This is a genomic window from Listeria cornellensis FSL F6-0969, assembly GCF_000525855.1.
GTDB lineage: Bacteria > Bacillota > Bacilli > Lactobacillales > Listeriaceae > Listeria_A > Listeria_A cornellensis.
Map to the genome: position 1 here is coordinate 1 of NZ_AODE01000051.1, position 21,536 is coordinate 21,536.

Here is a 21,536-nt window from a genome sequence, read left to right on the forward strand (position 1 = left end):
AACAGCGTTCTTTCGATGAAAAACATTGTCTGGTGGGTTACGGCGAAGAGGTCACACCCGTTCCCATCCCGAACACGGAAGTTAAGCTTTTCAGCGCCGATGGTAGTAGGGGCTTCCCCCTGTGAGAGTAGGTCGTCGCCGGGCAATGTATATATTTTGGAAACACTAAACGATATAAGGTTTGGTGTTTTCTTTTTTTTGAGAGCTAATTCTTTGCAATTATGCTCTTTTTTTTAGTATAATTAAAGTCAAAAATAGTCAAAGTCAGTGTGTGGAAGGAGTGCATCCTTATTAAGAATATATCGGATATTATTGAGGCTTATTTGAAGCAAGTTCTGGAGGCTAGCGAGGCTGTTGAGATTAAGCGGAGCGAGATGGCAAATCAGTTTCAGTGTGTACCTTCTCAGATTAATTATGTGATTAATACGCGCTTTACGATGGAGCGTGGATACTTGGTTGAGAGTAAGCGTGGCGGTGGAGGCTATATTAGGATTATTAAGGTTAAGATGAATGATAAATTGCAGTTGTTGGATGCCATTATTGCGATGGTGCATGACAAGAAGGTGTCGCAGAACTTTGCGGAGGATGTTTTGCTTAGATTGCTTGAGGAAGAGGTTGTTTCAAAGAGAGAGGCGCGTTTGATGTTGGCTGCGATGGATCGGAATGTTATTACTTTACCGCTTCCTGAGCGTGATATTATTCGAAGTCGGATGCTTGAGGCGATGCTTGAGGCATTGAAATACGAGTAGTAGGAGGCGTTTTATGATTTGTCAGAGTTGTGGGGAAAATGAGGCTAATATTGAAATTAGGCATGAATTTAATGGCCAGACTTTCTCGGTATTTTTGTGTAAGGGGTGTGCGGAGGCGCAGAGTATGGCTTATATGGAGGAGCAGGTTGCTGAGAATAGTGTGGACTTCTTGAGCTTGTTGCAGAAAGCGCCGGAAAAAGATGTGGAGATGCTGGAATGTGAGTATTGTGGGATGTCTTTACAGGCAGTGATTGATTCTTCTAAATTGGGTTGTGAGCATTGTTATGACAGGTTTGCGGAGAATGTGATGCAAATGGTGGAGCGGGCTCAGAATGGGAATAAGGGGCATGTTGGAAAGGTACCGCTTGCTGAGAAGGAAGTTCTGGCGGTGGAGGAGCAGTTGCGGATTTTGCAGGAGCGTATTGGTGTTTTGGTAGCTGAGGAGGCTTTTGAGGAGGCTGCGGTGGTTCGGGATCAGATTAGGGCTTTGAAAGAGGATGGAGCTGGTTTAGATGGGAAATGAGCATTTATTTGAACCAGTGCTTAGTTCTTGGTTGAAGTCGGATGGACCAGAGAGTGATGTTGTGATTAGTTCGCGGGTGAGATTGGCTCGGAACTTTAAGGACTGGAACTTTTCGGGGGCTGGTTTGGAGCTTTTGGAGCGGGTTCGTGAGGTGTTTGGTAATGAGGCGTTTCCGCTTTTGGAGATGGGGGATTTGTCGTTGTTGCAGCGGGGCATGTTGGTGGAGCGGCACTTGATTAGTCCTGAGACGATGCGTAGGCATGAGTTTGGTGCGGTGATGATCAGTGAGGATGAAAAGGCGAGTGTGATGTTTAATGAGGAGGATCATATTCGGATTCAGTGTATGGCGCCGGGTCTTCAGTTGGAGCAGGTACTGGAAGAGGCTTTTAAGTTGGATGATGCGTTTGAGGGGAAGATGCCTTATGCGTTTGATAAGCGGTTGGGGTATTTGACGACGTGTGTGACGAATGTTGGGACGGGCTTGCGTGCTTCTGTTATGGTGCATTTGCCGGGATTGGTTGCGACAAAACAGTTACAAAAAACGATAGAAGCGATTAGAAGGTACGGTTTTGTGGTAAGAGGAATGTATGGGGAGGGAAGTCGACCTGCTAGTAATATTTTTCAAATCTCAAACCAAGTGACATTAGGGAAGACGGAATTGGAGATTGTGCAGGATTTGTCGGATGTGATGGAACAGGTTATTATGCAGGAACGGGTTTGCCGAACCAAATTGAAACAAAAATTCCATATTGTGATGGAGGACAGGATTTTCAGAGCGTATGGGATGTTGAAACATAGTCGGATATTGGCACAGAAAGAGGCTGCGGACGCTATTTCTGATTTGCGATTGGGTGTGCAGATGGGATATATTGAGCATATACCTAGTCAAAAGGTCAATGAACTGATATTATTTTCGCAACCAGCTTTTTTACGAAAGTTTGCGCAGCGGGATATGAATGAATTGGAAGAAAAAGTGATTCGGGCTGCGGCTATCCGAGAGATTTTGGATACATACTAGGCTTGGAAAATTAGAGGAGGAAACTACCATGATGTTTGGGAGATTTACACAAAGAGCGCAGAAGGTATTGGCTTTGTCACAGGAAGAGGCTATGAGATTGAAACATAGCAATTTAGGAACGGAACATATTTTGTTGGGATTAGTTCGTGAGGGTGAGGGTATCGCTGCGAAGGCGTTATATGAGCTTGGAATTAGTTCGGACAAGGTACAAAAGGAAGTAGAGAGTTTGATCGGTGAGGGTGAAACGGCTGTTCAAACGATTCAATATACGCCGCGTGCGAAAAAAAGTGATTGAGCTATCAATGGATGAGGCGCGTAAACTTGGTCATACGTATGTTGGGACGGAGCATATCTTGCTTGGCCTGATTCGTGAGGGTGAGGGTATCGCGGCTCGTGTGCTTGGAAATCTTGGTGTGAGCTTGAATAAGGCGCGTCAGCAGGTATTACAATTGCTTGGTGGCGGGGACGGGGCGGCTTCTGGTCGTTCGACGAATACGCAAGCGACGCCGACTTTGGATAGCTTGGCGCGGGACTTGACGGTGATTGCGAGGGAAGAGAATTTGGACCCTGTGATTGGACGTTCGAAGGAAATTCAACGTGTGATTGAGGTGCTTAGTCGCCGGACGAAGAATAATCCGGTTTTGATTGGAGAACCTGGTGTTGGTAAAACGGCGATTGCGGAAGGTTTGGCGCAACAAATTGTGCATAATGAGGTGCCGGAAACGTTGCGTGGAAAACGTGTGATGACGCTTGATATGGGAACTGTGGTTGCTGGAACGAAATATCGTGGTGAATTTGAGGATCGCTTGAAAAAGGTGATGGATGAGATTCGCCAAGCTGGGAATGTTATTTTGTTTATTGATGAATTGCATACGTTGATCGGTGCTGGCGGCGCGGAAGGTGCGATTGATGCGTCGAATATTTTGAAACCTTCGCTTGCTCGTGGTGAGTTGCAGTGTATTGGTGCGACAACGCTTGATGAGTATCGGAAGTATATTGAAAAGGATGCTGCGCTTGAAAGACGCTTTCAACCGATTCGTGTGGAGGAGCCAACTGTAGATGAGTCGATTCAAATTTTGCGTGGACTTCGGGATCGTTATGAGGCGCATCACCGGGTTGCGATTACGGACGCTGCTGTTGAGGCTGCTGTTAGATTATCGGATCGTTATATATCGGATCGTTTCTTGCCGGATAAAGCAATTGACGTGATTGATGAGGCGGGTTCGAAGGTGCGTTTGAAGGCTTATACGACGCCTGCGAATGTGAAGGAAATGGAAGTTAATTTGGCGGAACTGAAAAAAGAGAAGGATGCTGCTGTTCAAGGTCAAGAGTTTGAGAAGGCGGCGTCATTGCGTGACAAGGAACAGCGGTTAAGACGTGAGCTTACGGAGAAGAAGAAAGACTGGCACGAGAAACAAGGTCAGGATAATAGCGAGGTAACAGAGGATATTGTCGCCGAGGTTGTGGCAAGTTGGACGGGTATTCCTGTTACGAAGCTAGGCGAGACGGAGACGGATAAATTGCTGAATATGGAGTCGTTGCTTCATAAGCGTGTGATTGGTCAAGAGGAGGCTGTTAAGGCGGTTTCTCTGGCTGTGAGACGTGCGCGTGCGGGTCTTAAGGATCCGAAGCGTCCGATTGGGTCGTTTATCTTCTTGGGACCTACAGGTGTCGGTAAAACGGAATTGGCGCGTGCGGTTGCTGAATCGATGTTTGGTGATGAGGAAGCGATGATTCGGATTGACATGTCTGAGTATATGGAGAAATTCTCGACGGCGCGTCTTGTTGGGGCTCCTCCAGGCTATGTTGGTTATGAAGAGGGCGGCCAGTTGACGGAGAAAATTCGCCAAAAACCTTATTCGGTTCTACTTTTAGATGAGATTGAAAAAGCGCATCCTGATGTGTTTAATATGTTGCTTCAAGTGCTTGATGATGGGCGTTTGACGGATTCTAAAGGTCGGGTTGTTGATTTCCGAAATACGGTGATTATTATGACGTCGAATATTGGTGCGCAAGAGATAAAGGATGATAAATCGGTCGGTTTTAATGTTTCTGATATGACGAAGGATCATAAGGCGATGCAACATCGGATGCTTCAAGAGTTGAAAAAGGCATTTCGTCCGGAGTTTATTAACCGGATTGATGAATCGATTGTCTTCCATTCGCTAAATGAGAAGGAATTGAAGGAAATCGTGACATTGCTTACGGAACAGTTGACGAAGCGTCTTGGCGAACGTAATATCCATGTTACTTTGACGGAGAGTGCGAAGGCTAAGATTGCGAAGGACGGCTATGATCCAGAGTATGGTGCGCGTCCGCTGAAACGGGCAATCCAGAAAAATGTCGAGGATCGTTTGTCGGAAGAGTTGTTGCGTGGAACGGTTAAAGTTGGCGATACGGTCGTTATTGGGACTAAAGCTGGTGAATTAACGGTCCAGGTGAAGGAGAAGAAGAAAGTTGCTACTCCTAAGAAGAAAACGACAACAACCGCTACGAAGGCAAAAGCGAAGGCGAAACCTAAAGTGAAGACGGCAAAACCTGCTAAATCGGAGTAATTGAAGTTTTGAAAAGTGATGAGAATCTGAAACTGGATTTTCATCGCTTTTTTTATTTAATCGAATTACTTGTCTTGGAGTGGACTTTAAGGTTTATACTAAGGGTGTATGAATTTGAAGGAGGACGAGGGTATGGAATATATGAAATTTGGAAATACGGGTATGGATGTTTCGCGGATTTGTTTGGGTGCGATGGGATTTGGTGATGTAGAGAAATGGACGCATAAGTGGGTTTTGGATGAGGAGCATAGCCTGCCGGTGATTAAGAAAAGCGCTTGATTTGGGGATTAATTTTTTTGATACGGCGAATATTTATTCGATGGGTGAGAGTGAGAAAATTCTTGGTAAGGCTTTGAAGGGTTATGCGAATCGGGATGATATTGTGTTGGCAACGAAAGTGCATCAGATTATGCGTCCTGGTCAGCCGAATGGTGGCGGGCTTTCGCGCAAGGCGATTTTGAGTGAGATTGATCATAGTTTGGAGCGGTTGGGAACGGATTATGTGGATTTGTATATTATTCATCGTTGGGATTATGAGACGCCGATTGAGGAGACAATGGAGGCGCTGCATGATGTTGTGAAGTCAGGGAAGGTTCGATATATTGGGGCGAGTGCAATGTATGCGTGGCAGTTCCAGAAAGCGCAACGTGTGGCGGAGCGAAATGGTTGGACGAAATTCGTTTCAATGCAGAACCATTATAATCTGATTTATCGGGAGGAGGAGCGTGAGATGGTGCCGTTTTGTCGGGATGAAAAAATTGCGTTGACGCCGTATAGTCCGCTAGCTTCTGGTCGTTTGACGCGTGATTGGTCGGAAACGAGTTTGCGTTCTGAGACGGATCAGGTACAGCATTCGAAATATGATGGGATGATGGAGGCGGATCGTGGGATTGTGGAGCGATTGGCGGAAGTTGCAGTGAATCGTGGTGTGACGCGGGATAAGATTGCGCTTGCTTGGTTGCTGAATAAGGATCAAGTTGTTGCACCGATTGTTGGTGCACAGAAAGAGAGTCATCTGGAGAGTGCTGTTGCGGCGCTTGATATTGAGCTTACGATGCCTGAGATGCATTATTTAGAAGAATTGTATGTACCGCATCCTTTAGTTGGTTTGATTCCAGATCCTAAATCGGGAAAATAAGCGTTTTTGTGACCTCTCCTTAATTTAATTATAGCATGAAAAAAAGTAATAATATAGACTGTTTATTCCTAAAAATTACTGCTAGAATGAAGCGTATAGTAATGGCGAGGAGAGATGTATGATGGATGATTTGGTTCTCGGTTTTCAGGAGATAGAGGAGTCGCAGCTTCTTTTAGTTGGTGGAAAAGGGTTGAATCTGAGTAAGTTAGCAAAAATGGATGGGATTCAAGTGCCGGAAGGTTTTTGTGTGACGACGGTGGGATATCAGAATGTTATTGGGAACAATGAGCTATATCATGATTTAGTGGGGCGTTTGGATTTGCTTCGTGTGGGTGATCAAGAGCAAATTGGAGAAATCAGCGGGGAGATTCGGGAGCTTATTGCCGGGTTAGAGATTCCTGAGGATATTGCGCAAGCGGTGATGGATTACATCTCTGAGCTTGGCGCGGAACATGCTTATGCGGTTCGTTCTAGTGCGACGGCGGAGGATTTGCCTTTTGCTTCTTTTGCGGGGCAGCAGGATACTTATTTGAACGTGATTGGTGTGGACGCGATTCTGGAGCATATTAGTAAGTGTTGGGCTTCTTTGTTTACGGATCGGGCGGTTATTTATCGGATGCGAAATGGGTTTGATCAGCGCCATGTTTATTTGTCGGTAGTTGTGCAACGGATGGTAATTCCTGAGGCTTCGGGGATTTTATTTACGGCTGATCCGATTACGGCTGATCGCAAAGTGGTTTCTATTGATGCGAGTTTTGGATTGGGGGAGGCGCTTGTTTCGGGCTTGGTATCGGCGGATTCTTACAAGGTGCGAGACGGTGAAGTTGCTGGAAAAGTGATTGCGACTAAGAAGCTAGCTATTGATGGGCTCGCGGCTGGCGGGACAATGACGCGGGAACTTGATGTGACGCAGCAGCGGATGCAAACGTTGACGGAGGCGCAGATTTTGGAATTGGCTCGGATTGGGCGGTTGATTGAGGGCTATTTTGGACGGCCGCAGGATATAGAGTGGTGTTTGGTCGGCGATGTTTTTTATATCGTGCAAAGTCGCGCGATTACGACGCTTTATCCGATTCCGGAGGCTGAGGACCTGGGGAATCATGTGTACGTGTCTGTTGGGCATCAGCAAATGATGACGGATGCGATGAAGCCGCTGGGATCTGATTTTTATTTGATGACGACGGCGGCGCCGATGCGTGTCGCTGGTGGGCGGTTATTTGTTGATATTGCGGGGATGCTGGCGACTTCGGCGGGACGTAATAATTTAGTGAATAATTTGGGACAGTCGGATCCGTTGATGAAAGATGCGTTTGAGACGATTATAGCGCGTGATTTTATTAAAGCTGTGCCGGGGGATGAGCCTGTGCCGAGTGCGGACGTTAAGGCTTCTGATTTTTTTGAGGCGCGGATTGAAAATGATCAGGAGATTCCTGTGGCGTTGATACGTGATAGTCAGGCTTCGATTGCGGAGTCGGCACGTGAAATGGACAGAAAATCTGGGACGGATGTTTTTGATTTTATCATGGCGGATTTTCAAGTGTTGAAACAGTATTTGATGGATCCTCGGAGTAGTGCGGTTTTCATGACGGCGATGGATGCTTCGGCTTGGTTGAATGAAAAAATAGAGGCGTGGCTGGGTGAGAAGAATGTTGCGGATACGATTTCTCAGTCGGTACCAAACAATATTACGTCGGAAATGGGATTGGCGTTGTTGGATGTGGCGGATAGGATTCGGCCGTATCCGGAGATTATTGCTTATTTGCGGGATGTGACGGAGGAGGACTTTTTGTCTGAGCTGGGTCGTTTTGATGGTGGTCAGGAAGTGGCGAATGCGATTCAGGATTATCTTCGTAAATATGGGATGCGTTGTGCGGGTGAGATTGATGTGACAAAAGCGCGTTGGGCTGAGAAACCGACGACTCTGATTCCGATGATTTTGAGTAATATTAAGAATTTCGAGGCTGGTGCGAGTGCGGATAAATTTGAGCGAGGGCGACGCGAGGCTTTGTGGAAAGAGCGTGATGTTTTAGAGCAGTTGCGGTCGTTGCCGGATGGTGAGTGGAAGGCGGATGAGGCGGAGCGTGTGATTGGTCTGATTCGGAATTACATTGGCTATCGGGAGTATCCGAAATATGCGATGATTAACCGATATTTTATTTATAAGCAGGCGTTGATGCGAGAGGCTGAGAAATTGGTAGAGTTGGGCGTTCTTCATGAAAAGGAAGATGCGCACTATCTTCATTTTGAGGAGTTTCGTGAGGTGGTTGCGACGGGTGAAGTGGATTATCGGGTGATGGAGGAGCGTAAGGATGCGCATAAGTTGTATGAAAAATTGACGCCGCCTCGTATTATTACGTCGGATGGGGAGATTATTTCGGGTAGCTATGCGCGTGAAAATATGCCGGATGATGCGATTGTTGGCTTGCCGGTTTCGGCGGGCACTGTTGAGGGACGTGCGCGGGTTATTTTGAAGATGGAGGATGCGGATTTGGAAGCGGGCGATATTTTAGTCACGGCTTTCACGGATCCTAGTTGGACGCCGCTTTTTGTGTCGATTAAAGGACTTGTTACGGAAGTTGGTGGTGTCATGACGCATGGTGCGGTAATTGCGCGTGAGTATGGGTTGCCGGCGGTTGTTGGTGTTGAAGGGGCTACGAAGTTGATTCAGGACGGGCAACGGATTCGTGTGCATGGAATGGAAGGCTATATAGAAATTTTATGAAAAGGAGAGGGCGTGATTGCCTTCTTTTTTTGCGTGAAAACGGGGGAATCAGGCTTGGAAATGGAATTTTGATGTTGGGTGATTTTTGTGGGGGGAAGTGTGGTAGAATAGGGACAGATATGAAATTTGGAAGGTGATTTTTAAAAATGGCAAAAGCGAAGCGTAGTGTGAAATTTATGTGTCAGGAATGTGGATATGAGTCGCCGAAATGGATGGGGAAATGTCCGAATTGTGGGGCTTGGAATCAGATGGTGGAGATGCTGGAGCCGACGAAAAAGGGGCGCTCATCGTTTACGCATACGGATGAGGCTGCTGCGGCTGTGCCTATTACGAAAATTACGAGTGATAATGAACCGCGGTTTTTGACGCAGATGCCGGAGTTAAATCGGGTACTGGGTGGCGGGGTTGTGCAAGGCTCGATGGTGCTTGTTGGTGGGGATCCGGGAATCGGGAAATCGACGTTGTTGTTGCAGGTGTCGGCGCAATTGACGATGACGGGAAAACGGGTGCTTTATATTTCTGGTGAGGAATCGGTGAAACAGACGAAGTTGCGGGCGGAGCGGTTGCTTGTAACGGGAGATAATTTGTATGTGTATGCGGAGACGAATTTGGAGGCGATTCAGCAGACGATTCAGCATGTGAAGCCGGATTTTGTGATTATCGATTCGATTCAGACGGTGTATCATCCGGATGTGACGAGTGCGGCTGGAAGTGTGTCGCAGGTTCGGGAGTGTACGGCGGAGTTGATGCGAATCGCGAAGGGCGGCAATATTGCGGTATTTATCGTAGGACATGTGACGAAGGAAGGCGCGATTGCTGGGCCTCGGATGCTCGAGCATATGGTGGACACGGTGCTTTATTTTGAAGGCGAGCGCCATCATGCGTACCGAATTTTGCGGGCGGTGAAGAACCGGTTTGGATCGACGAATGAAATTGGGATTTTTGAAATGCGCGATATTGGCTTGGTAGAAGTCGCGAATCCATCGGAGGTTTTCTTGGAGGAACGGTTGGACGGGGCTTCGGGTTCGACGGTGGTTGTTTCAATGGAGGGCACGCGGCCAATTTTGGTGGAGATTCAGGCGTTAATTTCGCCGACGATGTTCGGGAATGCGAAACGGATGGCGACGGGGATGGATCACAACAAGGTGTCGCTGATTATGGCGGTGCTTGAGAAGCGGGTCGGTTTGCTGTTGCAGAATCAGGATGCTTATTTGAAGGCGGCTGGTGGTGTAAAACTGGATGAGCCGGCGATTGATTTGGCGGTCGCGGTGAGTATTGCGTCGAGTTATAATGATAAACCTACGAAAAGTACGGATTGTTTTATCGGTGAGATTGGTTTGACTGGTGAAATTAGACGGGTTTCGCGAATCGAGCAACGTGTGCAAGAGGCTGCCAAGTTGGGCTTTAAGCGTATCTTTATTCCGGCGAACAATCAAGGGGAGTGGAAGATTCCGAAAGATGTTAGTATTATTGGGGTGACGACGCTAGGTGATGCGCTGAGTAAGGCGTTGCCGAAATAATTTTGATGTGGGACTGTTATTTGTTTGAAACAGTCCCGTTTTAATTGCGGTATGGGCTTTTAATAGTGTAGAATGAAGTGGTATGAACCTAATAAAAGAATGGGAAAGGAGGAGAAATAATGCTGAAATGGGTAATTAGAATTTGTTTTATGATTATTGGCGGTACGATCGGTGTGATTAGTCTACCTGAACTTTGGGAGGCTGTTGGCATAGCTGATATTTTTGTCATTAATAATCCTTATACAGACGCTTTGGTTGGTGCACTTATATTTTATCTTATTACTTTTTGGGCGGTGAAGTATGTTGTTGCTGCTCTGAACTGGTTGGAAAACGGGCTTACGAGTACTTCTAACACAGTGATTATTTATGGCGGTCTGGGGCTTATGATTGGTTTAGTGCTTGCTTTTTTTGCGGGAAACGCATTGACGCAAACAAAAATTCCGATTTTGAATTCGGTTGTGCCGATAATTTTAACGTTGGTGCTTGGTTATTTGGGCTTCCGGGTTGGGATTAGTAGGCGTGCTGAATGGGGAAACTTTTTTGCAAATCGTGGTGTGAAGAAGAAGACTCCTGAGGAAGTGAAAGAGGAGGCTACGGCAGCGCGGGAATATAAGATTCTGGATACGAGTGTTATTATTGACGGTCGGATTGCGGATATTTTGGCGACTGGGTTCCTTGATGGGACAATCGTGATTCCGTTGTTTGTTTTGGCGGAGTTGCAGCATATCGCGGATTCGTCGGATACATTGAAGCGGACGCGTGGTCGTCGTGGTTTGGATATTTTGAACCGACTGCAAAAAGAGGAATCGATTAAGGTCGAGATGTATGAGGGCGATTTTGAAGAGATTTCGGAAGTGGATAGCAAGCTTGTGAAACTGGCAAAAGTGATGCAAGGGAAAGTCGTGACGAATGATTATAACTTGAACAAAGTTTGTGAGTTTCAGAATGTCGCGGTTTTAAATATTAATGACTTGGCGAATGCGGTGAAACCTGTTGTTTTGCCGGGTGAGAAGATGACGGTTCTCGTTGTGAAGGATGGTAAGGAGCACAATCAAGGTGTGGCTTATTTGGACGATGGAACGATGATTGTTGTTGAGGATGGTCGCAAGTTTATTAATGATACGATTCAGGTGGAGGTAACGAGTGTGTTGCAGACTTCTGCTGGTCGGATGATTTTTGCAAAACCGGCTTAATTTGGACTTATAGGAGTAATGATTGATGAAATATGAATTGATTCTTTTGGCTGCGGGTCAGGGAAAACGGATGGAATTGGGACGGAATAAAATGTGGCTGGAACTCTCGGGGCATGTTTTGTTTTTGCATACGATTCGGACGTTTTTAGAGGATGATGCTTGTTGTCGGATTGTAGTTGTGGTCAAGGAAGATGAGCTGGAATATGTGCAGGCGATGATTGACACGCTTCATGTGGCGAAGGAGATTTTGATTGTGATGGGAGGCTCGGAGCGACAGTATAGTGTAGCCAAGGGGCTTGCGGAATGTGGTCAAATGGCGGACGTTGTGTTGGTGCATGACGGAGCGCGGCCTTTTGTGGATCAGGCGATGATTGATCGGTTGTTGGTGGATGTTGCAGCGCATGGCGCGACGATTTGTGGGATGCCTGTGAAGGATACGATGAAACGGGTGCGTGATGGCATGGTGGAAGAGACGATTGACCGCTCGGTATTATGGCAAGTGCAGACGCCGCAAGCTTTTCGGACGGATATTTTGAAGCAGGCACACGAGATTGCGGCAGCGGCTGGTTTTTTAGGAACGGACGAGGCGAGTCTTGTGGAACGGCTCGGTGTGACGGTTCATATTGTTGAGGGCAGTTATCATAATATGAAGGTGACGACGCCTGAGGATGTTGCTTTTGCGGAAGCGATTTTGCAGGAGAAATGGAGGAATCGGGTATGATTCGAGTGGGGCAAGGATATGATGTGCACCAGTTAGTGGAAGGCCGTAAGTTGATTATTGGCGGGATTGAGATTCCGTACGAAAAAGGCTTGCTTGGGCACAGTGACGCGGACGTGTTGCTCCATACGGTGACGGACGCGGTAATTGGAGCTGTTGGTAAGCGCGATATTGGTCATTTTTTTCCGGATACGGATGTGGCTTATAAGGATGCGGATTCGGCGGAATTGTTGCGTGTTGTTTGGGCGGAGATTGAGGCGGATGGCTATAAGTTGGGCAATATTGATTGCACGATTATAGCGGAGAAGCCGAAGATGGCACCTTATGTTGATGCGATGAAGGTTCGGATTGCGGAGTTGCTGCACGCGACGCCAGAACAGGTGAATGTGAAGGCAACAACGTCGGAAAAATTAGGATTTACGGGTCGAGGCGAGGGTATTGCAAGCCTTGCTGTTGTACTTTTAGAAAAATAAAGGAGTGGTAAATATGAGTGAAGCGAAAAAAGTGCGTGTGCGTTATGCGCCAAGTCCGACGGGGCATTTGCATATCGGGAATGCGCGTACGGCGTTATTTAATTATTTGTTTGCAAGACATAATGATGGGGATTTCGTGATTCGCATTGAGGATACAGATTTGAAAAGAAACATCGAAAACGGTGAGTCGAGTCAGTTAGAGAATTTGGCATGGCTTGGTATGGATTGGGATGAAGGCGTTGATAAAGGCGGCGAGTATGGTCCTTATCGTCAAAGTGAGCGTCAAGAATTGTATAATCCGCTGATTGAGCAAATTGTAGCAGAAGGCAAGGCGTATAAGTGTTATTGTACGGCTGAGGAGTTGGAAGCAGAGCGCGAGGAGCAAAAAGCGAACAGCATGATGCCTCGTTATAGTGGGAAATGCCGTCATTTAACGGCGGAGCAACGCACGGAAAAAGAAGCGCAAGGTCTTGAGCCAAGTATTCGTTATGCGGTGCAACCTGGCAAGACGTATACGTTTAATGACATGGTAAAAGGCGATGTATCGTTTGAGTCAGACGGTATTGGTGATTTTGTTATCGTGAAAAAAGATGGTATTCCGACGTATAATTTTGCGGTAGCGATTGATGATTATTTGATGGAAATAACGCACGTGTTGCGTGGCGATGATCATATTTCAAATACGCCGAAGCAGTTGATGATCTATGAAGCGTTTGGTTGGGAGCCACCAGTATTTGGCCATATGACGCTGATTGTGAATGAAAGTAAGCGTAAATTGAGTAAGCGTGATGAGTCGATTATCCAATTTATCGAGCAGTATAAAGATTTGGGTTATTTGCCAGACGCATTGTTTAACTTTATCGCGATGCTTGGCTGGTCACCTGAGGGCGAAGAGGAGATTTTCTCGAAAGATGAGTTTATCAAAATTTTCGATCCGAAACGTTTGTCGAAATCGCCAGCGTTGTTTGATACACATAAATTGACGTGGGTAAATAATCAATACGTGAAAAAATTAGATCTTGATCAAGTGGTGAATTTGAGTTTGCCGCATTTAGTGAAAGCCGGTGTTGTTTCAGCTACGGCTGATGCAGAGGAATTAGCTTGGGTTCGTAAACTTGTGGCGCTTTATCACGAGCAAATGAGTTATGGTGCGGAAATCGTGGAGCTTTCGGCGATGTTCTTCACGGATGACGTGACGTTTGATGAGGAAGAGAAGGAAGTTTTGGCAGGAGAGCAAGTTCCTGAGGTTTTGGCGGCTTTTAAAGAAGAAATGGCAACGATTGAGCCGTTTGCTGCGGATGAGGTGAAGGCTGCGATTAAACGGGTGCAAAAAGCGACAGGTGCAAAAGGTAAGGGTTTGTTTATGCCGATTCGTATTGCCGTTACTGGCGAGATGCACGGTCCGGAATTACCGCAATCGATTGAAGTTTTAGGTCGCGGAAAAGTCGTGAATCGTTTAGAAAATCGTTTGAAGGAAGCGAAATAATATGTTTGAGAGAGGCTTATCCATTTTTGTGGGTAGGTCTTTTTTTTAGGGTGAGATAGCTGAAGATAGTGTATAATCAGATTGTTAGAAAATCAGCTTTGGGGGGTAGGACGATGACAGAGAATGCGTTGCAGTTTAGATATGCGAAAGAGGCGGATGTACCGCTTATTTTGGCGTTTGTTAAGGAATTGGCGGATTATGAGGAGATGCTGGATCAGGTCGTGGCAACGGAAGAGATGCTGCGGGAATGGCTTTTTGTGAAGGAAAAGGCGGAGGTTATTATCGGGGAATATGATGGGGAAGCGATTGGGTTTGCGTTGTTTTTCCACAATTTTTCGACATTTCTTGGACGAGCAGGGATTTATTTGGAGGACTTGTATGTTCGACCGACTGTGCGCGGAAAGGGATTTGGAAAGGCGTTTTTGAAGCGGCTGGCAGAGATTGCGGTGGAGCGCGGATGTGGCCGTTTGGAATGGTGGTGCCTGGATTGGAATCAGCCAAGTATTGATTTTTATTTGGCGATGGGCGCGGAGCCGATGGAGGATTGGACGGTGTATCGGATTGCTGGGGATACCCTTGGGGAATTGGCGCGATGAGTAATCAAAAATGATGCTTAAATAATATAATATCTTTTTATAACGCAATTTTTTCATAAAAATTGCGTTATTTTTGATGGTGTTATATAATTGGATTTAGGTTAAGATGAGGAGGTTGTGGCATGGTTTTGAAAGGATTAGCGCTGCTACCGGTGCGGGTTACGAAGACAGAAGCACTGAAAATATTTGAGTTATTGAGTGTTGTGAATAATAAAATTGGCAAAATAGATAGTGATATAAAGAATTCGGTTGTTAATAAATCACTGATTCAATCCTTGTCATTAAAGGAATCAGTTCAATCCACTAGAATTGAAGGGACGCAGGTTACGTTTACTGAAATGGTCGAGGAAATGAATGATAAAAATCCGCGTTGGGAAATCATAGAGGTAGAGAATTATGAACAGGCGCTTCGTGAAGGGGTAGAGAGAATCCGCCATGGATATCCTGTTAGTACGAGGTTGTTGCAGGAGCTGCATTCGATTTTGATGCGTGGTGCTCGTGGTTCTAGGCAGTCAAGCGGTGAATATCGTAAAATCCAAAACTTTATTGGTCCTTCGACGAAAATAGAGGATGCGGTATATTTGCCAATAGGCGCGAATGAAATCGGGGATTATATGTCGAATTTGGAGCATTTTATTAATGGAGAACATCATTTTTCTTATGATAAGCGTGCAAATGAAGATATGTATCTTTTTGATGAGACGGCACCGCCTTTAGTTAAAACTGCGATTATACATGCGCAATTTGAATCGATACATCCATTTTTAGATGGAAATGGTCGACTTGGGAGAATATTAATTGTGCTTAGTATGTTAAATGAGAACTTGACGACGGAACCGATTTTTTTGGTGAGTGAAGAGCTTGAGAAGGAAAAAGTGAGATATTATGATATGCTCAATGAGGTGAGGGGAGATTCGCCGTATTGGTATAATTGGTTGATGTTTTTCTTGCAGGCTTGTAATCGAATGGCAGATAGTTTGATTCTGAAAATTAAGGATTCTAAGGAGCTTGCAATTAGGGGCTTGGCATTATGTGAAACGAATTCGGAGCGGAAAGTTTGGTTGGGGTCATTCTCTGATCCATTTACGACTGTGAAGAAGAGTGCAGAGGCTAATTGGATTTCTCCGAACACAGCTCGAACGGCGCTGAAGAACTTGGCAGCGAAAGGCTTGCTATATAGCGATAATCAGACGAAGCGTAATAAGCGATATAGGAATTATGATTTGATGCGGATTTTGGATAATTGATGTTATTTTTGTAAATGAAAATAGCTGATGGCACGCTAATATTTTGTAAGTAATTTTTGATGGCGGTGGTTGTGTTTCTATGGTACAATGGTTCTTAATAAGTTAAAATGTTGATGAGAAGAAGTAGGAAATATGGCGGCTTAATAGAGAGAGCTACGGTGGCTGGAAGTGGCTTAGCGCGCGTATTCTGAAATGCATCTCGGAATCTTTGTGGGAAACGTGTAGTATCACAAAGCGGTAATTGACCGTTATTCAAAATGAGATAGGTTTAGAGTATAAATTCTTAACGCAAAACAACGCGAAGTGCGCCGAACTTCTTAAAAAGAGGGACCCGCCAAACGGTGTTTTTACGCAGATCGAGCGAACGCTTGCCGCCGATAAACTAAGAATGGATTGCTAAATCTGAATCAGAGTGGAACCACGTGAAGACGTCTCTGTTGAGGGGTCTTTTTTTTGCGTTTTAATTCGGAGTAGATAAGGGGGGATTACAATGGCTAGTCGCATGAAAGAGGATATGAAATCGGTGATGGAGAATGATCCGGCGGCGCGCGGGTATGTGGATGTGTTTTTGAATTATCCGGGATTGCACGCGATTTGGTGGCATCGGTTTGCGAATTTTTTTTTACAGGCACGGGATGGTTGTGTTTTCGAAGTGGTTGTCGCAGGTTGCGCGTTTTTTGACGAATGTGGAGATTCATCCGGGGGCAACGATTGGGCGGCGTTTGTTTATCGATCATGGGGCTGGGATTGTAATCGGTGAGACAGCGGAAATTGGCGATGATGTGGTACTTTTTCATGGGGTGACGCTCGGTGGAACGGGAAAGCATAAGGGAAAACGCCATCCTACGGTGAAAAATGGGGCGCTGATTTCGGCGGGTGCGAAGATTCTTGGGCCAATCACGATTTGTGAAAATGCCAAAGTTGGTGCGGGCGCGGTGGTTATCAAGGATGTACCTCTGGGCGCAACAGTTGTTGGGGTTCCTGCAAAAGTGGTACGGCTGAATGGGCGCGTGACGCAACATACGGAGCCGCAAGTCGCGGAGTTGAAGCGTAGACTTACTGAAATAGAAGTAGAATTGGAGAAATTAAAAAATAATACACAAAAAGGAGAAGAGGAACAATGACTTTGCAAATTTTTAATACATTGTCTCGTGAGAAGGAGGCATTCACGCCACTGGAAGATGGGAAGGTCAAGATGTATGTTTGTGGGCCGACTGTTTATAACTATATTCATATTGGAAATGCGAGACCGATTATTGTGTTTGATACGGTGCGTCGTTATTTGACGTATCGCGGATTTGATGTGAATTTTGTGTCGAATTTTACGGATGTGGATGATAAGTTAATTCGCGCGGCGCATGAGCTCGAGCTTACGGTGCCTGAAGTTGCGGAGCGTTTTATTGGGGCTTATTTTGAGGATGTGCATCAGTTGAATGTGCGGGATGCAAATGTTCATCCGCGGGTGACGCAGGATATGGATGATATTATCGCGTTTATTGATGCGCTGATTGAGAAGGAATATGCGTATGAATCGGCGGGCGATGTGTATTTCCGTACGAAGCGGTTTAAGGAGTATGGCAAATTGTCGCAACAACCTTTGGATGAATTGCAGCACGGGATTCGTGTGGAGGCGAATGATCGCAAGGAGGATCAGCTTGATTTCACGTTGTGGAAGGCGGCTAAACCAGGTGAGATTTCGTGGGAAAGTCCGTGGGGAGCGGGGCGTCCAGGCTGGCATATTGAGTGCTCCGCGATGGCTCGAAAATATCTTGGGGACACGATTGATATTCATGCGGGTGGACAAGATTTGATTTTCCCGCATCATGAGGATGAGATTGCGCAGTCGGAGGCACTCACGGGTAAGCCGTTTGCGAATTACTGGATGCATAATGGTTATATGAATATTGATGGGGAGAAAATGTCGAAATCATTGGGGAATTTTATTACATTGCATGAGGTTCTTGAAAAGCATAATGCGAATGTGATACGGTTTTTCATGTTATCTGTGCATTATCGCCGACCAATTTCTTATAGTGAGGCGTTGCTTTTGGACGCGGAGAATGGATTGGATCGTTTGCGGACGGCGTATCAGAATGTGGATCATCGGATTCAGGTGGCGGAAGAGGATTATTCAGGGACGCCGGAAGAGGATGATTGGCTGGAGCAATTGACGGAGTTGATGCATCAGTTTGAGGACGAGATGGATGATGATTTTAATACGGCAAACGCGATATCGGTCTTTTTCGAATTGGCAAAAAGGGCGAATATTTACTTGACGAATGAGCGAATTTCGATTACGGTTTTGCGTGAATTTTTAGGAATGATGACGTTATTTGCGGATGTGCTTGGGTTTAAGCTAGCTGTGGACGCGTCGGATCTTAGTTTGAGTGATGAAGAGATTGAGGATTTGATTGAGGCGCGGATTCAGGCACGTAATGCGCGTGATTTTGCGCGATCGGATGAAATTCGCGATATGTTAAAGGAAAAACAGATTATTTTGGAAGATACGGCTCAGGGTACGCGCTGGAAAAGGGGTTAATGGATGGCGATTGTGAAGGATTACAAACAACTAAATGGCCTGGCGCTTGCTTATATGGGCGACTCGGTTTACGAACGCCATATTCGCGAGTTGCTGTTATCGGAAGGAAAGACTAAACCGAATCAGTTGCACAAAACCGCGACGCAATATGTTTCGGCGAAGGCGCAGGCTTATATTTTACAGGCGATGTACGCGGATGAATTTTTGACGGAGGAAGAGGACCGGATTGCAAAGCGTGGTCGGAATGCGAAGTCAAATAGTGTGCCGAAAAATACGGATTTACAGACATATAGTTTGTCATCGGCTTTTGAAGCGGTCATCGGTTATTTATATTTGGGCGGTGAATCGGAGCGCTTGAATGAGTGGTTGAATTTGGCGACAGAAATTATTAAAGCAAAATAAGGAGGCAATGGCAAAATGGAGCAAGATCAGGAGTGGATTGCTGGGCGAAATCCAGTGAGTGAAGTATTGAAGTCAGAACGTGATATTCATAAGATTCTTATTGCAGAAGGTTCGCAAAAAGGAAGTATGCAGCAGATTATTGGTGCGGCCAAGGAACGTAAAATTCAAGTGCAAATCGTGCCGAAGTCAAAAATTGATAAATTAGTAGAGGGTTCGCATCAAGGTGTTGCGGCGCAAGTTGCGGCTTACCAATATGCGGAATTAGATGACCTTTTTGCGAAGGCGGAAGAACGCGCGGAAATGCCGTTTTTCATGATTTTGGATGAATTGGAGGATCCACATAATTTGGGGTCTATTATGCGAACAGCGGATGCGGTTGGGGCACACGGGATTATTATTCCAAAACGACGCGCGGTTGGCTTGACGCAAACGGTTGCGAAGGCTTCAACGGGTGCAATGGAGCATATTCCAGTAGTCCGTGTGACGAATATTAGCCGTACGATGGAGGATTTGCAAAAGCGTGGTTTATGGATTTTTGGTACGGATGCAAGCGGAAGTAGTGATTATCGGACGATGGATGCGAATATGCCGCTTGCGTTAGTGATTGGCAGTGAAGGTTTTGGAATGAGTCGCCTCGTTCGGGAAAAATGTGATTTTCTTGTACACTTGCCAATGCGTGGCGCGGTGACTTCGCTTAATGCATCGGTTGCTGCGAGTGTTTTAATGTATGAGATTTATCGTAAGCGTCTACCGCTCGGTGAATAACGATGAATCGGGTTTTGCTAGTAGACGGATACAATGTTATTGGGGCATGGCCTGAACTAGCGCGTTTGAAAGCTGGAGATTTAGAGTCGGCGCGCAATCAACTGGTGGAGTGGATGGCGGAATACCAGAGTTACACTGGCTACCGAGTGATTGTCGTGTTTGACGCTCAATACGTCCGTGCAAAAGAGCGCAAATACAAGAAGAATAAAGTCGAAATCGTGTTCACCAAAGAAGACGAGACCGCAGACGAATATATCGAGCAAAAAGCAATCGAATATAAAAATGTCAAAACACAAGTCATGGTCGCGACGAGTGATTACACAGAGCAATGGGCGATTTTTGGACAAGGCGCATTGCGGGTTTCGGCGCGTGAATTAGTTTTTGAAATTAAGGAAATGGCCCATCAAATCACCCGCAAAGTGCAGAAAATCCAGCAAAATCAGCCTAAAACAGGTCTAAATATCGATTTTGAGACAATTCAGGCCTTGGAAAAGCTGCGAAGAGGCCAAAAATAGTCATTGACGAGCGCTCGGAAACCCTTGTATAATGGGATTTACAAAGGAAATACGAAGCGTGACAAAGGAGGCTTTCTGAAAGTTCCATTGAAAACAAATGACAGTAAACAAGCGGAAATGAAAATGTTGCAGCTCGCTAGATCAGGCGATACGGAGGCCATTGAGCATTTTTTTTAAGGCATATCAGTCTATCATTTATTGGAAAGCCACACAGTATTTTTTGCAAGGAGCAGAGCGTGATGATCTAATTCAAGAAGGTATGATTGGACTGTTCAAAGCGATTCGGGATTACAAAGAGGATCGGGAAGCCTCATTTCGTTCGTTTGCAGAGATTTGCATCAATCGGCAAATATTATCAGCGGTAAAACGTTCGATGCGTCAGAAAAATTATGCGCTCAACAGCTCGGTTTCCATTGATACTCCGGTAGAAGACTGGGATGCGATTGACTGGACACTACTTGACGTCATTTCAGAAAAAGAAGCGATGACCCCAGAAGATTTCCTGATTCAGAATGAAAATTTAGCAGGCGTCGCGCAAAAACTGGAAGAAGTAACAAGTGAGTTTGAGCGCGAAGTCCTCTATCAATATTTGGAAGGCAAGAGCTATCAAGAAATGGCCGCGCACTTCAATAAAAAAAGAAAAAAGCGATTGACAACGCGATTCAGCGGGTAAAGAAAAAGATGATGAAGCAAGTGGATGAATCTTTATGAAGTAGAGGTCTTAATGTTTTTGTTGTGGTTCTTATGAAGCATCTCTTGCTGAATTAGAGCCTCAATATGCATGAGAACGAAATGAGCATGTAATCCATGTACTGCATCTTGTTTTGCGCCTGCGGATCTAGCTCCGCGTGCCAGCCTCTCGGAATTTGTTGTGGTTTTTAGGAAGCGTATTATGATTCCTTAGAACCTCAATATGAGTATGAATGAAATGAATATTCGTTCCATATAATTGCGCCCCCTAACAAATTCTGTCGAGGCTAACGGGCACGCTCCGCTTTGTTGTGGCTCTTATGAAGTATCACATGCTGAATTAGAGCCTCAATATGCATGAGAACGAAGTGAGCATGTAATCCATGTACTGCATCATGTTTTGCGCCTGCGGATCTAGCTCCGCGTGCCAGCCTCTCGGAATTTGTTGTGGTTTTTAGGAAGCATATTATGATTCCTTAGAACCTCAATATGAGTATGAATGAAATGAATATTCGTTCCATATAATTGCGCCCCCTAACAAATTCTGTCGAGGCTAACGGGCACGCTCCGCTTTGTTGTGGCTCTTATGAAGTATCACATGCTGAATTAGAGCCTCAATATGCATGAGAACGAAGTGAGCATGTAATCCATGTACTGCATCTTGTTTTGCGCCTGCGGATCTAGCTC

At 45.7% G+C, this 21,536-nt stretch carries 15 protein-coding genes, 1 rRNA gene, 4 pseudogenes and 1 other annotated feature; all 20 genes and pseudogenes read left to right on the forward strand.

Annotated elements, in window-relative coordinates; translation table 11 throughout:
• Positions 1-28: 28 nt before the first annotated feature.
• A 5S ribosomal RNA gene (gene rrf, locus PCORN_RS16220) occupies positions 29-144 on the forward strand.
• Between the two features lie 146 nt (positions 145-290).
• Entirely contained in the window at positions 291-749 is a 459-nt protein-coding gene (locus tag PCORN_RS16225; RefSeq protein WP_036082527.1) for a CtsR family transcriptional regulator, read from the forward strand.
• Positions 750-873: 124 nt separating this feature from the next.
• Positions 874-1,272 carry a UvrB/UvrC motif-containing protein gene (locus PCORN_RS16230; protein ID WP_206537462.1) on the forward strand — a complete coding sequence of 133 codons (399 nt, stop codon included), beginning with the start codon at positions 874-876 and terminating at the stop codon, positions 1,270-1,272.
• Entirely contained in the window at positions 1,262-2,290 is a 1,029-nt protein-coding gene (locus tag PCORN_RS16235) for a protein arginine kinase (protein WP_036082502.1), read from the forward strand. The genes PCORN_RS16230 and PCORN_RS16235 overlap by 11 nt, the downstream gene beginning before the upstream one ends.
• A 28-nt stretch (positions 2,291-2,318) precedes the next feature.
• Positions 2,319-4,845: pseudogene (locus PCORN_RS16240) on the forward strand (ATP-dependent Clp protease ATP-binding subunit).
• A gap of 132 nt (positions 4,846-4,977) precedes the next feature.
• A pseudogene (locus PCORN_RS16245) lies at positions 4,978-5,983 on the forward strand (aldo/keto reductase).
• A 121-nt stretch (positions 5,984-6,104) separates the two neighbouring features.
• Positions 6,105-8,705 (forward strand): phosphoenolpyruvate synthase, encoded by a 2,601-nt coding sequence (ppsA, locus tag PCORN_RS16250; RefSeq protein ID WP_036082505.1) that lies wholly within the window; start codon positions 6,105-6,107, stop codon positions 8,703-8,705.
• Between the two features lie 146 nt (positions 8,706-8,851).
• Positions 8,852-10,225, forward strand: coding sequence for a DNA repair protein RadA (radA, locus tag PCORN_RS16255; protein WP_036082507.1), 1,374 nt, complete (start codon positions 8,852-8,854; stop codon positions 10,223-10,225).
• Between the two features lie 119 nt (positions 10,226-10,344).
• A complete protein-coding gene (locus PCORN_RS16260) occupies positions 10,345-11,418 on the forward strand; it encodes a PIN/TRAM domain-containing protein (protein ID WP_036082509.1) in 1,074 nt (357 codons plus the stop codon).
• A 25-nt stretch (positions 11,419-11,443) separates the two neighbouring features.
• A complete protein-coding gene (ispD, locus tag PCORN_RS16265; RefSeq protein WP_036082511.1) occupies positions 11,444-12,139 on the forward strand; it encodes a 2-C-methyl-D-erythritol 4-phosphate cytidylyltransferase in 696 nt (231 codons plus the stop codon).
• Complete coding sequence (ispF, locus tag PCORN_RS16270) at positions 12,136-12,609, forward strand: 2-C-methyl-D-erythritol 2,4-cyclodiphosphate synthase (RefSeq protein WP_036082513.1); 474 nt, start codon at positions 12,136-12,138, stop codon at positions 12,607-12,609. The genes ispD and ispF overlap by 4 nt, the downstream gene beginning before the upstream one ends.
• A gap of 13 nt (positions 12,610-12,622) precedes the next feature.
• The gene (gltX, locus tag PCORN_RS16275) at positions 12,623-14,095 is read left to right on the forward strand and encodes a glutamate--tRNA ligase (protein ID WP_036082515.1); all 1,473 of its coding nucleotides are present in this window, start codon (positions 12,623-12,625) and stop codon (positions 14,093-14,095) included.
• 113 nt (positions 14,096-14,208) lie between these two features.
• Positions 14,209-14,691: a GNAT family N-acetyltransferase gene (locus PCORN_RS16280; protein ID WP_077913956.1), complete on the forward strand. Its 483-nt coding sequence runs from the start codon at positions 14,209-14,211 to the stop codon at positions 14,689-14,691.
• Positions 14,692-14,813: 122 nt separating this feature from the next.
• A complete protein-coding gene (locus tag PCORN_RS16285; protein ID WP_036082517.1) occupies positions 14,814-15,938 on the forward strand; it encodes a Fic family protein in 1,125 nt (374 codons plus the stop codon).
• Positions 15,939-16,039: 101 nt separating this feature from the next.
• Positions 16,040-16,377 (forward strand) — a binding site (T-box leader).
• Positions 16,378-16,428: 51 nt separating this feature from the next.
• A pseudogene (gene cysE, locus PCORN_RS16290) lies at positions 16,429-17,062 on the forward strand (serine O-acetyltransferase).
• Positions 17,059-18,477, forward strand: a complete 1,419-nt coding sequence (gene cysS / locus PCORN_RS16295; RefSeq protein ID WP_036082519.1) for a cysteine--tRNA ligase — start codon at positions 17,059-17,061, stop codon at positions 18,475-18,477. Before cysE ends, cysS begins: the two are co-directional and overlap by 4 nt.
• A 3-nt stretch (positions 18,478-18,480) precedes the next feature.
• Complete coding sequence (locus PCORN_RS16300; RefSeq protein ID WP_036082521.1) at positions 18,481-18,879, forward strand: Mini-ribonuclease 3; 399 nt, start codon at positions 18,481-18,483, stop codon at positions 18,877-18,879.
• 15 nt (positions 18,880-18,894) lie between these two features.
• Positions 18,895-19,644 (forward strand): 23S rRNA (guanosine(2251)-2'-O)-methyltransferase RlmB, encoded by a 750-nt coding sequence (rlmB, locus tag PCORN_RS16305; protein ID WP_036082523.1) that lies wholly within the window; start codon positions 18,895-18,897, stop codon positions 19,642-19,644.
• A gap of 2 nt (positions 19,645-19,646) precedes the next feature.
• Positions 19,647-20,159, forward strand: a complete 513-nt coding sequence (locus PCORN_RS16310) for an NYN domain-containing protein (RefSeq protein ID WP_036082525.1) — start codon at positions 19,647-19,649, stop codon at positions 20,157-20,159.
• A 117-nt stretch (positions 20,160-20,276) separates the two neighbouring features.
• Positions 20,277-20,870, forward strand: a pseudogene (locus PCORN_RS16315) (RNA polymerase factor sigma-70).
• Positions 20,871-21,536: the final 666 nt, after the last annotated feature.

Excerpts from the sequence above, each read along its gene's own strand:
- PCORN_RS16300 (WP_036082521.1), top strand. The coding sequence starts at position 18,481 with ATGGCGATTGTGAAGGATTACAAACAACTAAATGGCCTGGCGCTTGCT.
- ispD (WP_036082511.1), top strand. The coding sequence starts at position 11,444 with ATGAAATATGAATTGATTCTTTTGGCTGCGGGTCAGGGAAAACGGATG.
- rlmB (WP_036082523.1), top strand. The coding sequence starts at position 18,895 with ATGGAGCAAGATCAGGAGTGGATTGCTGGGCGAAATCCAGTGAGTGAA.
- ispF (WP_036082513.1), top strand. The coding sequence starts at position 12,136 with ATGATTCGAGTGGGGCAAGGATATGATGTGCACCAGTTAGTGGAAGGC.
- ppsA (WP_036082505.1), top strand. The coding sequence starts at position 6,105 with ATGGATGATTTGGTTCTCGGTTTTCAGGAGATAGAGGAGTCGCAGCTT.
- PCORN_RS16235 (WP_036082502.1), top strand. The coding sequence starts at position 1,262 with ATGGGAAATGAGCATTTATTTGAACCAGTGCTTAGTTCTTGGTTGAAG.
- PCORN_RS16310 (WP_036082525.1), top strand. The coding sequence starts at position 19,647 with ATGAATCGGGTTTTGCTAGTAGACGGATACAATGTTATTGGGGCATGG.
- PCORN_RS16285 (WP_036082517.1), top strand. The coding sequence starts at position 14,814 with ATGGTTTTGAAAGGATTAGCGCTGCTACCGGTGCGGGTTACGAAGACA.
- cysS (WP_036082519.1), top strand. The coding sequence starts at position 17,059 with ATGACTTTGCAAATTTTTAATACATTGTCTCGTGAGAAGGAGGCATTC.
- PCORN_RS16260 (WP_036082509.1), top strand. The coding sequence starts at position 10,345 with ATGCTGAAATGGGTAATTAGAATTTGTTTTATGATTATTGGCGGTACG.
- PCORN_RS16230 (WP_206537462.1), top strand. The coding sequence starts at position 874 with ATGGCTTATATGGAGGAGCAGGTTGCTGAGAATAGTGTGGACTTCTTG.
- gltX (WP_036082515.1), top strand. The coding sequence starts at position 12,623 with ATGAGTGAAGCGAAAAAAGTGCGTGTGCGTTATGCGCCAAGTCCGACG.
- radA (WP_036082507.1), top strand. The coding sequence starts at position 8,852 with ATGGCAAAAGCGAAGCGTAGTGTGAAATTTATGTGTCAGGAATGTGGA.
- PCORN_RS16280 (WP_077913956.1), top strand. The coding sequence starts at position 14,209 with ATGACAGAGAATGCGTTGCAGTTTAGATATGCGAAAGAGGCGGATGTA.